The organism is Lysobacter sp. Root916 (assembly GCF_001429785.1).
In the GTDB taxonomy this organism is placed as follows: domain Bacteria; phylum Pseudomonadota; class Gammaproteobacteria; order Xanthomonadales; family Xanthomonadaceae; genus Lysobacter.
Genome location: NZ_LMJF01000001.1, coordinates 575,685 through 589,861 on the forward strand (window position 1 = coordinate 575,685; position 14,177 = coordinate 589,861).

The 14,177-nt window shown below is 68.6% G+C and carries 12 protein-coding genes; 6 read left to right on the forward strand and 6 right to left on the reverse strand.

The window, feature by feature from the left end:
- Window positions 1-114: 114 nt before the first annotated feature.
- On the forward strand, window positions 115-1,047 hold the full coding sequence (gene folE2 / locus ASE35_RS02710) for a GTP cyclohydrolase FolE2 (RefSeq protein ID WP_235567131.1): 933 nt from the start codon (window positions 115-117) through the stop codon (window positions 1,045-1,047).
- A 535-nt stretch (window positions 1,048-1,582) separates the two neighbouring features.
- A complete protein-coding gene (locus ASE35_RS02715) occupies window positions 1,583-3,175 on the forward strand; it encodes a diguanylate cyclase (RefSeq protein ID WP_235569982.1) in 1,593 nt (530 codons plus the stop codon).
- Between the two features lie 26 nt (window positions 3,176-3,201).
- On the opposite strand, the gene ASE35_RS02720 is transcribed toward ASE35_RS02715, so the two are convergent.
- The 3 genes from ASE35_RS02720 to yidD are packed head-to-tail and all read right to left on the reverse strand — an operon-like array spanning window position 3,202 to window position 5,662.
- Window positions 3,202-4,101 (reverse strand): M23 family metallopeptidase, encoded by a 900-nt coding sequence (locus tag ASE35_RS02720; RefSeq protein ID WP_057162898.1) that lies wholly within the window; start codon window positions 4,099-4,101, stop codon window positions 3,202-3,204.
- Window positions 4,098-5,429 carry a dihydroorotase gene (locus ASE35_RS02725; RefSeq protein WP_056173699.1) on the reverse strand — a complete coding sequence of 444 codons (1,332 nt, stop codon included), beginning with the start codon at window positions 5,427-5,429 and terminating at the stop codon, window positions 4,098-4,100. The genes ASE35_RS02720 and ASE35_RS02725 overlap by 4 nt, the downstream gene beginning before the upstream one ends.
- Window positions 5,414-5,662, reverse strand: a complete 249-nt coding sequence (gene yidD, locus ASE35_RS20540; protein WP_200943927.1) for a membrane protein insertion efficiency factor YidD — start codon at window positions 5,660-5,662, stop codon at window positions 5,414-5,416. Before yidD ends, ASE35_RS02725 begins: the two co-directional genes overlap by 16 nt.
- A 278-nt stretch (window positions 5,663-5,940) precedes the next feature.
- Between yidD and dksA the strand changes: the two genes are divergently transcribed.
- Window positions 5,941-7,017, forward strand: a complete 1,077-nt coding sequence (dksA, locus tag ASE35_RS20545) for an RNA polymerase-binding protein DksA (RefSeq protein ID WP_082576228.1) — start codon at window positions 5,941-5,943, stop codon at window positions 7,015-7,017.
- Between the two features lie 199 nt (window positions 7,018-7,216).
- Here dksA and ASE35_RS02740 read toward each other — a convergent pair whose 3' ends face one another.
- The 3 genes from ASE35_RS02740 to cysS all read right to left on the reverse strand — a co-directional run bounded on the left by ASE35_RS02740 (window position 7,217) and on the right by cysS (window position 10,548).
- Window positions 7,217-8,470 (reverse strand): MFS transporter, encoded by a 1,254-nt coding sequence (locus ASE35_RS02740; RefSeq protein ID WP_057162899.1) that lies wholly within the window; start codon window positions 8,468-8,470, stop codon window positions 7,217-7,219.
- The gene (locus ASE35_RS02745) at window positions 8,467-8,913 is read right to left on the reverse strand and encodes a SufE family protein (RefSeq protein ID WP_057162900.1); all 447 of its coding nucleotides are present in this window, start codon (window positions 8,911-8,913) and stop codon (window positions 8,467-8,469) included. Before ASE35_RS02745 ends, ASE35_RS02740 begins: the two co-directional genes overlap by 4 nt.
- Before the next feature lie 258 nt (window positions 8,914-9,171).
- Window positions 9,172-10,548 (reverse strand): cysteine--tRNA ligase, encoded by a 1,377-nt coding sequence (gene cysS, locus ASE35_RS02750; RefSeq protein ID WP_057162901.1) that lies wholly within the window; start codon window positions 10,546-10,548, stop codon window positions 9,172-9,174.
- Between the two features lie 241 nt (window positions 10,549-10,789).
- Here cysS and ASE35_RS02755 point away from each other — a divergent pair, with 241 nt between their 5' ends.
- The 3 genes from ASE35_RS02755 (at window position 10,790) to ASE35_RS02765 (ending at window position 13,997) form a co-directional block, all read left to right on the forward strand.
- Window positions 10,790-11,263 carry a hypothetical protein gene (locus ASE35_RS02755; RefSeq protein ID WP_056173716.1) on the forward strand — a complete coding sequence of 158 codons (474 nt, stop codon included), beginning with the start codon at window positions 10,790-10,792 and terminating at the stop codon, window positions 11,261-11,263.
- A 384-nt stretch (window positions 11,264-11,647) separates the two neighbouring features.
- Window positions 11,648-12,655, forward strand: a complete 1,008-nt coding sequence (locus ASE35_RS02760) for an N-acetylornithine carbamoyltransferase (RefSeq protein WP_057162902.1) — start codon at window positions 11,648-11,650, stop codon at window positions 12,653-12,655.
- Window positions 12,656-12,800: 145 nt separating this feature from the next.
- Entirely contained in the window at window positions 12,801-13,997 is a 1,197-nt protein-coding gene (locus ASE35_RS02765) for an argininosuccinate synthase (protein ID WP_056173723.1), read from the forward strand.
- Window positions 13,998-14,177 lie beyond the last annotated feature (180 nt).

Here is a 14,177-nt window from a genome sequence, read left to right on the forward strand (position 1 = left end):
GCCCAATCGCGGCCGCGCAGACACAGCGTTTCAGCCCCGGACAGGGGCGGGCCCGGCCCGGCCGGTAGAATGGCCTGCGTTGCGGTCCCCCACGCCGCCCTTATCGAAGCTGTCGTGACCACCCATTCCAACACCCCGCGTCGCCTTCCCGATGTCGCCTTCGACGCCGCCGCCGCGGCGCGTCCGCTGGACTGGGTCGGCATGTCCAACATCGCCCTGCCGCTGCGCGTGGCCTCGGGTAACGGCGAGGCGATCCAAGTCGCGGCCTCGGTCGACGTCTCGGTCGATCTGCGCGACGCCGACGCGCGCGGCATCCACATGTCGCGCATGTACCTGCAACTGCAGGACGCCTTCGCCAGCGAGACGGTCACCCCGGCCGGGCTGCGGCGCGTGCTGCAGGCGCTGATCGAAGGTCAGGGCGGACTCTCCAGCGCCGCGCGCCTGCTGCTGCGCTACGAACAACTGCTGCTGCGTCCGGCCCTGGCCAGCGCCAACGCCGGCTGGAAGCGCTATCCGGTCGAGATCGACGCGACCTTGCTGGACGGTCATCTGCATCTGGGCCTGCGTTTCTCGGTCGAGTACTCCAGCACCTGTCCGGCCTCGGCGGCGCTGTCGCGCCAGCTCAACGCCGAACGCTTCGTCGAGGACTTCGCCGCCGCCCGTCCGCTGTCGACCGCCGTGGTCGGCGAGTGGCTGGCGTCCGAGCGCGGCTTGGCCGCCACGCCGCACGCGCAGCGCAGCCGCGCCGATATCCGGGTCGAACTGCGTCCGGCCTTCGACGAGCTGCCGCTGAACGCGCTGATCGATGCCATCGAGCAGGCCCTGGGCACGCCGGTGCAGACCGCGGTCAAACGCGAGGACGAGCAGGCTTTCGCCCGCCTCAACGCCGAAAACCTGATGTTCTGCGAAGACGCCGCCCGCCGAGTCGCCGCGGCGTTGTCGGCCGACCCGCGCATCGACCGCTACGATGCGCAGGTCGCGCATTTCGAAAGCCTGCATGCGCACGATGCGGTCGCACGTGTGAGCGGGCAGGGCGCGCGCGACTGAGCGGCTACTGAGGGACCGCGCGGCGGGGCCGCCGTTGGTTCCGCGAACGCACCGCGAGCGGCTGGCGACGTCGCCAAGCGTCGCCGCCAATGCAATCCGTCATTGCCGCGAAAGCGGGTTGCGCTTTAGGTCTGCGCAGCCGACGGTGCAGCGACTTCCGCGTTATTTGGCGATCGCGGGGCGCGCCACGCCGAGCGCCTGTCGGCCGCCCGGCCGACTCGCCACCCATCGTTCCAGCCGCGTCCCGGAGAGGGCGGGCCCGGTCGCCGGCCCCGGCTAGCCGCCCCGTCCAGAGCGGCACGCGGCTGGCATCCGAAAGCCACCATCCACCCTCGCTTCAAGCACCTCTACCGGCGGTCTAGAGCACCTAAACGGCCGTCAAACCGTGCGCGTCGTCACGCTCGTTGGGCTATGCTCAAAGCGTTGCAGCGTGCCGGGGCGGGTTATGGGGAGACCCTCGCGTCGTAGGTGGCAGGCCGTCATGGTCTGGTTGGGGATGCTAGTGGCGGCCGCCGCGCCGGCGCAGTCGCCATCCTTGCAACTCTCGCGCCTGGGGGCCGACCCCTTGCCCGTGCAGGTCATCGCCGGCGACTTCGACGACCGTTTCGTCCCCGTGTCCGATCTGTCCGTGCGCGAACGCGAACGCGCGCCGCGCTGGTGGCGGTTGACCGCGACACGCGATCGCTCCGCCGCCGATCAGCCGCAATTGGTGCTGCGCTCGCCGCACCTCAATCGCGTCGAAGTCTGGCTGCCGAATTCGCCGCTGCCGGTGCCGCGCGCGCTGCTGGGCAACGGCGCCGACCGCACCGCCTCCACACGCGCCTTGGTGGTGCCCTTGAGCCACGGACTGGCCGCCGGCGAATCGGTGTATCTGCGCGTGCAATCGCTGATGCCGTTGCCGATGACGGCTTCGATCGAGCCTTTGGCGGTGGTGCACAGCAAGGACATGACCCATGTCGCCTGGCGCACCGCCGTGCTCACCACGATGGTGGTGCTGACGATTCTCGGGTTCGGCTTCTGGGCCGGGATCGGCGAGCGCAGCTATCTGATGCTCAGCCTGACCCTGCTGGCGCAGCTGCTGTACCTGATCTGCTACGGCGGCGAAGCGCGTTCGATTCCGTTCCTGGCGATGCTGGTCAGCGACGACGCGCGCGCCGGGCGCATGTTCGGCTTGATCGCGGTGCTGGCCAGCAACGCCTTCATGGCCCACTACCTCAGCCTGCGCCAGACCCAGCCGCGGCTGATGCGGCTGCTGATGGTCTGCAACATCTCGATCGTGCTGCTGATGCTGGTGACCTTGGCCACGGTCGCGCCGCTGGTCGCGGTGGCGGCCAACCTGGTCCTGCTGATCGGCTACGGCATCGTGATGGCGGCCGGCGCGATCGGCGCGCTGCGGCGCCAGCGCGAAGCCTATTTCCTGCTGCTGTCGTGGGCGCCGATGTTCGTGCTGACCGGCCTGCGTTTCGCCGGTTTATTGGGTTGGTGGGGCAATCCGGAGTGGATGGACTACGCCTTCCCGGTCGGCTTCGCGATGGGCGGACTGGTGTTGATGATCGGGTTGTCCGACAAGCTGCAGCAGCTGCGCCGCGATCGCGACCAGGCCAGCCGCCAGGCGACTTATGACGCACTGACCGGCGCGATGACGCGGCCGGCGATCGAGGCCCGCCTCAAGGCCGCGGTGGAGTCCGCGCACAAGAGCCGGCGCCCGCTGTCGGTGGTGTTCTTCGACGTCGACCACTTCAAGCGCATCAACGACGAGCACGGCCATCGGGTCGGCGATCAGACCCTGCGCATCATTTCGCTGCGCACCCGCAACCGGCTGCGCACCTACGATTTGTTCGGCCGCTACGGCGGCGACGAGATCCTGGTCGTGCTGCCCGACACCCAACTGCGCGAGGCCCTGGGCGTGGCCGAGAACCTGCGCTCGTCGGTGAACTGCCGGCCCCTGTCGATCGACGGCAAGCTGCTGGCGTCCAGCCTTAGCCTGGGCGTGGCCGAGCTGATGCCCGAGGAAACCGCCGAGCACCTGCTCGAGCGCGCCGACGCGGCCTTGTACGCCAGCAAGTCCGCCGGCCGCGATCGCGTGACCGGCCACAGCGCTTCGCGCGCGCAGGAGCTGGTGCACTAGCGCCCGCGGCGGCGCGAGGCGTGGATTTACTTCGCGCCGGCGCGCACCGCGTCGCCGCGTTCCAGCACCAGCAGCGGATCGATGCGCACGTCGAACCAGTTCATGCCCCAATGCAGGTGCGGCCCGGTGGCGCGGCCGGTGGCGCCGACCGCGCCCACGACCTGGCCCTGCGCGATGCGGTCGCCGACCTTCACGTCGATGCGCGACAGGTGCAGGAAATTCGAACTGATGCCGTGGCCGTGGTCGAGCAGCAGGGTGCCCCCGGTCAGGTACAGGTCGGGCGCGGCGAAGGCGACCACGCCCGCAGCCGGCGCCAGCACCGGCGTGCCCGAGGCCGTGGCGATGTCCATGCCCGAATGGGCCGAGCCGGGCTGGCCGTTGTACACGCGCTGATTGCCGAAGCGCCCGCTGATGCGGCCGCGCACCGGCCACACGAAGGCCTGGGCGAAGTCGGCGCGCTCGTCGTCGCGGTCGCGCGCGGCGGTCACCAGGGCCTGCTCGCGGCGGATGCGTTCGGCGATGTCGGGCGGCGGATTCACGGTCTTGGGCGGCACGCCGTTGATCCGTTCGATCGGCCAGTCGCGCGGCAGCACCGCGATGCTCACGCGCTGGCTGCGGCCGTCGGCGTCAATCACCTCGACCTCGACCGGCGCGGCCTGCTCGCGGCCGATGCCGAACACCACCGAGCCGTAGGGCGTGACGCGCAGGGTGCGCGTGCCGTAGCGCACGGTCGCGCCGGCCGGCACCTTGCCGATCACCATCGCGCCTTGCTGCACCGACGGCGGAAACACCACGCGCGGATCGGCGCTGTCTGCGACGGGCGCCGGCGCGGCCATCGGAGCCTGCGCGAGCTGGCTTTGCGCGATCGCCGCGCTGCAGGCGGCCAGCGCCAGCGTCGCCAGCGCGACCGCCGCGGCCGACCTCATCGTGCGAACGCCAGGCGCTGTCCGTTGGCGGCGCCGACCAGACGCGCGCCGTCCCAGGCCAGCACGCCGTTGACCCAGGTCGAGGCGATGCGCGAATGGAAGCTGCGGCCCTCGAACGGCGACCAGCCGCACTTGGACAGCACGTCCTCGCGGCGCACCGTGAAGGGCGTGTCGTCGATCAACACCAGGTCGGCGGCGTAACCCTCGCGCAGGAAGCCGCGGCCTTCGACGTCGAACAGCTTGGCCGGCGCGTGGGCGAACTTGTCGACCACCTGGGCCGTGCTCAGGCGACCTTCGTGGACCAGCTCCAGCGCGGCGTTGAGCGCGTACTGCACCAGCGGCAGGCCGCTGGGCGCGGAGGTGTAGGGGCGCGCCTTTTCTTCCAGCGTGTGCGGCGCGTGGTCGGTGGCCAGCACGTCGATCACGTCCTCGGCCACGGCGCGGATCAGCGCCTCGCGGTCGCTGGCGTCCTTGATCGCCGGATTGCACTTGATCAGATGACCGAGCGCGGCGTAATCGGCGCGGTCGAAACGCAGGAAGTGGATGCAGGTTTCGGCGGTAATGCGCTTGCCTTCGATCGGGCCGGGCGTGAACAGGGCCAACTCGTCCGCGGTGCTGATGTGCAGCACGTGCAGGCGGGTGTTGTGCTTGCGCGCCAGCGAAATCGCCAGCTCGGTGGACTTCTTGCAGGCCTGGCGCGAGCGGATGTCGGGATGGCATTCGGCCGGGATGTCGTCGCCGTACTTGGCTTTGTAGCGCGCCAGTTCGGCATCGATCATCGGGGTGTCTTCGCAATGCGTGATGATCGGCGTGGGCACGTCGCGGAAGATCGCGTCCAGGGTGACCGGGTCGTCGACCAGCATGTTGCCGGTGGACGCGCCCATGAACACCTTCACGCCCGGCGCGGTTCGCGGATCCAGGCGCTGGATATCGGCCAGGTTGTCGTTGCTGGCGCCCAGGTAGAAACCGTAGTTGGCCCAGGCGCGGCCGGCGGCGCGGCGGTACTTGTCCTCCAGCGCCTCGGCATTCAGGGTCGGCGGGTTGGTGTTGGGCATGTCCATGAAGGTGGTCAGCCCGCCCGCCACCGCCGCGGCCGATTCGGTGGCCATGTCGGCCTTGTACTCCATGCCCGGTTCGCGGAAATGGACCTGATCGTCGATCATGCCCGGCAGCAGGCGGCGGCCGCCGGCGTCGACCACGATTTCGCCGTCGCGCGCGGACAGGCCGGCGCCGATCCGGGCGATGCGGCCGTCTTCGATGCGCAGGTCGCCGTCGTATTCGCGGCCTTCGTTGACCAGGCGGGCGTTGACGATCAGTGTCGATGACATGAGTGTTTTCCGGGGTCCAGGGGCGGCACCGGGTCGTGGCCGCCGGGGTGCAGGGGGTGACAGCGCAAAATCCGCCGCAAGGCGAGCCAGCTGCCCTTGAAGGCGCCGAAACGGGCGATCGCCTGCATCGCATACTCCGAGCAGGTCGGATAGAAGCGACAGCGCGGCCCCAGCAGTGGACTGATCCAGCGCTTGTAACCGCGTAGCAGGACGATGAGGAGGCGGTCGATCACGTTTCCTTAATGCGGACGACCGGTGTCGGATTGCGGTTGCCGCAGTAGTCGGGGCAGGGTATAACAGCGCGCTTTCCTCTCACAAGGCAAGCGCAAGGCAAGGCCGGGCGAACCCCAGTGACAGGGTTGGCCTGACGAGGCGAAAAATGCCGGGTACGGCGGATTTCGCTTGCGGCGGTCGCGCATTTGTGTATTTGATCGCCGAGCGGACCTCGCGGTTCGCGAAGCTTCCGGAACGGTCCGGGAGTTCCCTCAGGGAATAGAAGGACAAGCCGCTCGTGGCAGTGAAAAAACCTGCGAAGAAGGCCGCCAAGGCGGCTAAGAAGACCGTCAAGCCGGCCGTGAAGAAGGCCGCCTCCTCCAAGACTGCGGCCAGCAAAACCGCGACCAAGAAGCCGGCGGCGAAGAAGCCCGCGGCCAAGGTCGCCGCCAAGAAGGTCGCCAAGCAGCCCGCAGTCAAGAAGCCCGCGGCCAAGAAGGCGGCGCCGGTCAAGAAGCCCGCGCCCAAGCCTGCGGCCAAGAAATCGCCGGTCGTCGCCAAGCAGGCGGCGCCCGTGAAGAAGCCCGCGGCCAAGCCCGCTGCGCCGGCCAAGAAGCCCGTCGCCGCCAGCAAGGCCCCGGTGGTCAAGAAACCCGTGGTGGCCCCGCCGGCCGCGGCAAGGAAGCCAGAGCCCAAGCCCACCGTCGTCAAGAAACCCGCAGCGAGCCCGCCGACCAAGACCGCACCGGTGGCGACGCCCGCGAGCAAGAACGAACCCGCAAAGAGCACAGTGACCCAACCAGTCTCCAGCAAGTCCCCCACCGCTGCGACCCCGCCCGCCGCCAAGCCCGCCGCAACCCGCCCCCTGGGCAAGGTCGCTGTGGCCGTGGCCGCCAAGCCCCAGGCGCCCGCGCCCAAGGCCAAGGTGAAGGTCGTCCCGTACCAGAACGATGAGGCCACTGGCCGTCCGATCGTGCCGCAGGGCTATCGCCCGGCCGTGGACGAGGAATACATGAGTCCGCTGCAGCTGGAGTACTTCCGCCAGCGTTTGCTCAGCTGGCGCGCCGACCTGGTCGAGGAATCCAAGCAGACCATCGAGAACCTGAAGGACGAAGTCCGCGACGTCGGCGACGAAGCCGAGCGTGCGACCCGCGAAACCGAGAACTCGCTGGAACTGCGTACCCGCGACCGCTACCGCAAGCTGATCAGCAAGATCGACAGCACGCTCAAGCGCGTCGACTCGGGCGACTACGGTTTCTGCGTCGACACCGGCGAAGAGATCGGCCTGGAGCGTCTGGAAGCCCGCCTCACCGCCGAGCGCACCATCGACGCGCAGGAGCGTTGGGAGCACATGCAGAAGCAGATGGGCGACTGAGCCTGGCGGCTCGGATCGCTTGCGAAAGGCCCCGCGCGAGCGGGGCTTTTTCGTTATTGGGCGCGAGCAGGAGCAAATCCCCCTCAATCCCCCTTTTTCAAAGGGGGAGGCAGTGCGTCGAAAGGCCGGCTTGCTGTTCCCCCCTTTGAAAAAGGGGGGCTAGGGGGGATTTGCTTTTAAGCTCGACCGACCAGCGCCCCTACTGCAAATCGCGCAGATTCAAGCGCCGCAGTTTCGGCGCCAGCTTCGCCGTCGCGGCCACCACCGCCAGGGTCATGCAGCCGCCGAACACCACCGACGGCACCAGGCCCAGCAGCTTGGCCGCCACGCCCGATTCGAACGCGCCCAGCTCGTTCGACGAGCCGATGAAGATGCCGTTGATCGACGACACCCGGCCGCGCATTTCGTCCGGCGTCGACAACTGCAGGATGGTCGAGCGCAGCACCACCGACACGCCGTCGCACATGCCCGACAACAGCAGCATGGTCGCCGACAGCCAGAACTGGCGCGACAGCGCGAAGCCGATGATGCACAGGCCGAAACCGGCCACCGCGTACAGCAGCAGGCGCCCGGCGTGCTTCTGCGGCGGATGCCGCGCCAGCCACAGCCCGACCAGCACGGCGCCGGCGGCCGGCGCCGCCCGCAGGATGCCCAAGGCCTCGGGTCCGTAATGCAGCACGTCGTGGATGAAGGCCGGCAGCAGCGCGACCGCGCCGCCGAACAGCACCGAGAACATGTCCAGCGCCTGCGCACCCAGCACGATCTGGTTGTTGAACACGAAGCGCAGGCCTTCGCCGATGCTCTTGAACACCGGCGCGCGTTCGGCCGCGGGCGCGGGCTCGGTCACGCGCAGGGAAACGATCGCGACGGCCGCGGCCAGCGCGAACGCGGCCGAGGTCAGGTAGGCCGAGGTCATGCCGCCCCAGGCGATCAGGCCGCCGCCCAGCGCCGGTCCCACCACCAGCCCGGTCTGCATGACCACGCTGCCGACGCCGGCGCCGCGCGCGAACTGCTCGCGCTTGAGCACGCGCGCGAACAGCGACATGTAGACCGGCGACAGGAACGCGCGCACCACGCCGTTGATCGCGATCGCCGCATAGATGGTCAGGGTGCCGATGCCGAACGCGCCCGCGGGCAGGTGGCCGCTGGCCACGCCGGCCAGCATCAGGGTGGTCAGCAGCAGGCCCAGGCAGGCGAACATGCCCAGCTTGCGCCGCGGCAGGTGATCGACCGCGTAGCCGGCGAACAGGGCGAAGCAGAAGTAGGGCACCACCTCGGTCAGACCGATCAGGCCCAGCGCGAGGGTGTCCTTGGTGAGCTTGTAGATGTGCCAGCCGACCGTGACCGCGACGATCTGGTACGACAGCATCGCCAGCAGGCGATAGACCAGCAGGCCGACGAAACCGCGGTTATGCAGCAGCGACGGCTCGGGGGCGGTCGCCGCTGCGTTCACAGCCGGCGACGGGCCTGGTCGCGGATGAAGGCCAGCAGCGAGGACAGGCCGTTGCTGCGGGTCGGCGAGAGGTGCTTGGCCAGGCCGATGTCGGCGATGTAGTCGGCCTCGGTGGCGGCGATCTCGGCCGCGCTGCGGCCGGAGTACACCCGCAAGGCCAGGTAGATCAGGCCCGAGACGATCGCCGAATCGCTGATGGCATGGAAATCCAGGCGCTGCGCGTCGCCCTGGGCGACGATCCAGACCAGCGACTGGCACCCGTGCAGGCGGTGCTCCTCGGTCTTCCACTCCTCCGGCAGCGCGGGCAGCTTGCGGCCGAGGTCGATCAGGTACTGGTAGCGCTCGGACCAGTCGCCGAAGAAGGCGAACTCCTCGCGGATCGCGGCCTGGGCTTCGGTGGCGGTGGGTTCGAGCGGGAAGGGCGAGACGGGGACGGCGTTCATTGCCTGCATATTCTACGCCTCATGCGCGGGAACGGGCGGGACGCTGCGTCGCTGCGTGGGCTGTCTTGTCGTTCGCAAAGCAAATCCCTCTCAATCCCCCTTTTTCAAAGGGGGAGGCAAAAAGCCGGTGTCGCTGAGCGCCGCACTTTGCCCCCTCCTTTGAAAAAGGAGGGCCGGGGAGGATTTGCTTTTCGGCACGGCGTAGCGAGCGCGCAAGCCCGGCGTTCGCAAGAGCAGCCGGTGCCGATAGGGCATCGGCTAAGCGCGCTTCCTCACCCAGCGCACGCCCTGCGGGGTGTCTTCCAGCAGGATGCCTTCGCCCGCGAGCTGGTCGCGGATGGCATCGGAGCGCGCGAAGTCGCGGTTCTTCTTGGCCGCGTTGCGCTCGTCGATCAGGGCCTGGATGCGGGCGTCGTCGCTGCCGTCGGCGCCGCGGGCGAACCAGGTCGCCGGATCCTGTTGCAGCAGGCCCAGGGCCAGGCCGGCGCCGAGCAGCTCGCGCTTGCGCGCGGCGCGCTCGTCGCCCTCGGCTTTGCGCGCCTCGCCCGCGATGCGCGCGATCTCGGCCAGCGCGTTGGGGGTATTGAGGTCGTCTTCCAGCGCCGCCTCGATCGCGGCCGGAATCTCGATGCCGTCGACTGCCTGGATATCGGCCAGATCGCGCAAGGTGCCGTACAAACGGTCCAGCGTGCGCACGCTCTGTTCGATCAGCGCGTCCGACCAGTCCAGCGGCTGGCGGTAATGCGCCGAGAGCAGGGCATAGCGCAGCGCCTCGGGCGGATGCGCGCGCACCAAATCGTGGATCTTCTCGATATTGCCCAGCGACTTCGACATCTTGGCGCCGCCGAAGTTGAGCATGCCGTTGTGCAGCCAATGGCGGGCGAAGGTCTTGCCGCCGTGCGCGCACTCGCTCTGGGCGATCTCGTTCTCGTGGTGCGGGAACTGCAGATCGACGCCGCCGGCGTGGATGTCGATGGTCTCGCCCAGGTGGGCGGCGGCCATCGCCGAGCATTCGATGTGCCAGCCCGGACGGCCGCGGCCCCAGGGCGAATCCCAGCCCGGCAGGTCGTCGGTGGACGGCTTCCAGAGCACAAAATCGCCCGGGTCGCGCTTGTAGGGGGCGACGTCGACGCGCGCGCCGGCCAGCATTTCCTCCGGATCGCGGCGCGAGAGCTTGCCGTAACGGTCGAAGCTGCCGATCGCGAACAGGGCGTGGCCTTCGGCCGCGTAGGCGTGGCCGCTGGCGATCAGGCGCTCGATCATGGCGATGATCTGGTCGATGTGCGCGGTGGCGGCCGGTTCCAGGTCCGGCGCGCGCACGCCCAGCGCGGCCATGTCCTCGCGGTAGGCGGCGGCGTAGCGGTCGGTGATGGCCGAGATCGGCACCCCCTGCTCGGCCGCGGCGGCGTTGATCTTGTCGTCGACGTCGGTGATGTTGCGCGCGTAGACCAGGCCGCCGTAGCGGCGGCGCAGCAGGTCGGCGAGCACGCCGAACACCACCGGGCCGCGGGCGTTGCCGATATGCACGTAGTTGTAGACGGTGGGCCCGCACACGTACATGGTCGGGCGGGCGGGATCGATGGGTACGAACGGCTCGACCCGTCGCGTCAGGCTGTTGTAGAGATGCAGGCTCATGGGGGCACGCTATGGTTCGGGCCATTCTAGCGGCAGGGGGCCGCCCGGCGCAGCCGGCATCCGTCCGCTCAGGTCCGCGCGATCCCGATCCGGCCCGAAGCGCTCCTAACGCGCTCGGCGCGCGGAATGAGACGCGCTGCGAGGGCGTCGTGTCGTCGCGGGTTTGGGGGCTGGAGGGTTGATTCAGGTCGTGGCTACACTCCGGTCCTTACAATTTGTTCACGGAACCGATGCGAGCGCAATGAACCGTCCTGACCTGGTAGTCCCACTCTTGCTGGCTGGCGCCTTGGGGGCCCTTTGGGCCGGCGTTGCGTCGGCGCAGAGCACGACGGTGATCCAGGCCGAGAACGTGCGCTACGAGTACGCCCAGGTCCTGCGCGTGACCCCGGTCTACCAGACCCTCACCGCGACCAGCATCGAAAAGCGCTGCGACCAGAGCCCGAAACCGGCCACCGACGACTCGCGCCTGTCGCGCATGGTCGGCGCGGTCAAGGACGTGCTGACCCGCGACCGCCACGAGCGCGAACGCCAAGCCGCGGCCGAGAACTGCCGTTCGGTGCCGGTGGAGCGCGAGTTCCGCCAGCCCATCGCCTACGACGTGGATTACGTCTACAAGGGCTCCAAGTACCGCTCGCGCCTGCCCGAGGATCCGGGCAACCGGCTGCGCATCCGGGTCGCCGTGACCCCGGTGGTGGCCCCGCTCAACTCGCGCTGATGCCGATCCGGCATAAGCCCCGGCCCGGTTTCGACTTGCGCCGGCGGGGGCCGCATGCGAGCATTCGCCCCCTAATGACCCACCTGCGCGCCGACGCCGACGTCCTCACCTCCGCCTACATGGCGGCGGGCATGACCTCGCGCGCGCGCCGACCGTTGCCCTGCCAATCCGCTGGGTGACGGTACTCGCCGTCGTTCGTGTAACAAGCCACACACACGAAAAGCCCAGCCTTAGCGCTGGGCTTTTTTGTTTTCTACCGCCGGGATTCGGGATTTGGGATCTGGGATTCGTAACAGCAGCACTACGAGTTCCGTCCCCCGTCGCGCCTCCCACCACCGTTCCCCTGCTTTCCCAATCCCCAATCTCAAATCCCGAATCCCAGCCATGATCAAGCACTTCCTCAACACCCAGGACTGGTCGCGCGCCGACCTCGACGCGCTGCTGGCGCAGGCCGCCGCGTTCAAGCGCAGCAAGCTCGGCGACCAGTTGAAAGGCAAGTCGATCGCGCTGGTGTTCTTCAACCCGTCGATGCGCACCCGCACCAGCTTCGAACTGGGCGCGTTCCAGCTCGGCGGCCACGCCGTGGTCCTGCAGCCGGGCAAGGACGCGTGGCCGATCGAGTTCGAACTGGGCACGGTCATGGACGGCGACACCGAGGAGCACATCGCCGAGGTCGCCAAAGTGCTGGGCCGTTACGTCGACCTGATCGGCGTGCGCGCGTTCCCGAAGTTCGTCGACTGGGCCAACGACCGCCAGGACAAGGTGCTGGCCAGCTTCGCCAAGTATTCGCCGGTGCCGGTCATCAACATGGAGACCATCACCCACCCCTGCCAGGAGCTCGCCCACGCGCTGGCCCTGCAGGAGCACTTCGGCACCTCCGACCTGCGCGGCAAGAAGTACGTGCTGACCTGGACCTACCACCCCAAGCCGCTCAACACCGCGGTCGCCAATTCGGCGCTGACCATCGCCACCCGCATGGGCATGGACGTGACCCTGCTGTGCCCGACGCCGGAGTACGTGCTGGACGAGCGCTACATGGGCTGGGCCGAGCAGAACGTCGCCGAGAGCGGCGGTTCGCTGCAGATCAGCCACGACATCGACAGCGCCTACCGCGGCGCCGACGTGGTCTACGCCAAGAGCTGGGGCGCGCTGCCGTACTTCGGCAACTGGGGCCCGGAGAAGCCGATCCGCGACCAGTACCAGCACTTCATCGTCGACGAAGCCAAGATGGCGCTGACCAACAACGGCGTCTTCAGCCACTGCCTGCCGCTGCGCCGCAACGTCAAGGCCACCGACGCGGTGATGGATTCCCCGCAGTGCATCGCGATCGACGAGGCCGAGAACCGTCTGCACGTGCAGAAGGCGATCATGGCCGCTTTGATCGGACAGTAATTTCCAGCCCCTCTCCCGCGGCGCGGGAGAGGGCTTGGGGTGGAGGCGCGTTCGCCTTCGCTCCGAAACCTTGACCGCATTCGTTTGCCCTCACCCCAACCCTCTCCCGCAAGCGGGCGAGGGGGCAAAGACAAGAGAGAAAGAAATGAGCAAAGACATCGTCCTCGCCTTCTCCGGCGGCCTCGACACCAGCTTCTGCGTGCCCTACCTGCAGGAGCGCGGCTGGGCCGTGCACACCGTGTTCGCCGACACCGGCGGCGTGGACGCGGAAGAGCGCGCCTTCATCGAACAGCGCGCGGCCGAACTCGGCGTGGCCAGCCACGTCACCGTCGACGGCGGCCCGGCGATCTGGTCCGGTTTCGTCAAGCCCTTCGTATGGGCCGGCGAGGGCTACCAGGGCCAGTACCCGCTGCTGGTCTCCGACCGCTACCTGATCGTCGAAGCCGCGCTCGCGCGCGCCGCCGAGCTGGGCACCAAGGCGATCGCGCACGGCTGCACCGGCATGGGCAACGATCAGGTGCGTTTCGACCTGGCGGTGAAGGCGCTGGGCGACTACGAGATCGTCGCGCCGATCCGCGAAATCCAGAAGGAGCACACCGAGGTGCGCGCCTACGAGCAGAAGTATCTGGAAGAGCGTGGCTTCGGCGTACGCGCCAAGCAGAAGGCCTACACCATCAACGAGAACCTGCTGGGCCTGACCATGTCCGGCGGCGAGATCGACCGCTGGCAGGCGCCGGGCGAGGGCGCGCGCGGCTGGTGCAAGCCGCGTGCCGAATGGCCGACGGACGCGCTGAAGGTGACGATCGGCTTCGAGAACGGCGAAGCGGTGTCCCTGGACGGCCAGAAGATCGCCGGCCACACCCTGCTGGCCAAGCTCAACGGCCTGTTCGCCGAGTACGGCGTCGGCCGCGGCCTGTACACCGGCGACACCACCATCGGCCTCAAGGGCCGCATCATCTTCGAAGCCCCGGGCCTGATCGCGCTGCTCACCGCGCATCGCGCGCTCGAGGAAGCGGTGCTGACCAAGCAGCAGAACCGCTTCAAGCCGGAAGTGGCGCGCAAGTGGGTCGAGCTGGTCTACGAAGGTTTCTTCCACGATCCGCTCAAGACCGACCTGGAGGCCTACCTGGCCAGCTCGCAGTCCACCGTCAACGGCGAAGTCGTGCTGGAGACCCAAGGCGGCATCGTCAACGCGGTCGCGATCAGCTCGCCGCACATCCTCAACGCCAAGGGCGCGACCTACGCCCAGGCCGCGGATTGGGGCGTGGCCGAGGCCGAGGGCTTCATCAAGCTGTTCGGCATGAGCAGCACTTTGTGGGCCGAGATCAACCGCAAGCCATGATCCGAGCCCCTCTCCCGCGCGCGGGAGAGGGGTTGGGGTGAGGGAGGCGAGCGCCGCAGGCGCAAGCTGCTTTCGCCGTTGCTGTTTCTTCAAGGCAACCGCAAAAGCCCCCTCACCCTGACCCTCTCCCGCCAGCGGGAGAGGGGACTGAGCCGCAAGCCGACGTCGCGACCAAACCCG

Coding starts and splice junctions, on each gene's coding strand:
- ASE35_RS02720 (WP_057162898.1), bottom strand. CDS start 4,101: ATGAGGTCGGCCGCGGCGGTCGCGCTGGCGACGCTGGCGCTGGCCGCC.
- ASE35_RS02725 (WP_056173699.1), bottom strand. CDS start 5,429: ATGTCATCGACACTGATCGTCAACGCCCGCCTGGTCAACGAAGGCCGC.
- ASE35_RS02745 (WP_057162900.1), bottom strand. CDS start 8,913: ATGAACGCCGTCCCCGTCTCGCCCTTCCCGCTCGAACCCACCGCCACC.
- cysS (WP_057162901.1), bottom strand. CDS start 10,548: ATGAGCCTGCATCTCTACAACAGCCTGACGCGACGGGTCGAGCCGTTC.
- ASE35_RS02755 (WP_056173716.1), top strand. CDS start 10,790: ATGAACCGTCCTGACCTGGTAGTCCCACTCTTGCTGGCTGGCGCCTTG.
- ASE35_RS02760 (WP_057162902.1), top strand. CDS start 11,648: ATGATCAAGCACTTCCTCAACACCCAGGACTGGTCGCGCGCCGACCTC.
- ASE35_RS02765 (WP_056173723.1), top strand. CDS start 12,801: ATGAGCAAAGACATCGTCCTCGCCTTCTCCGGCGGCCTCGACACCAGC.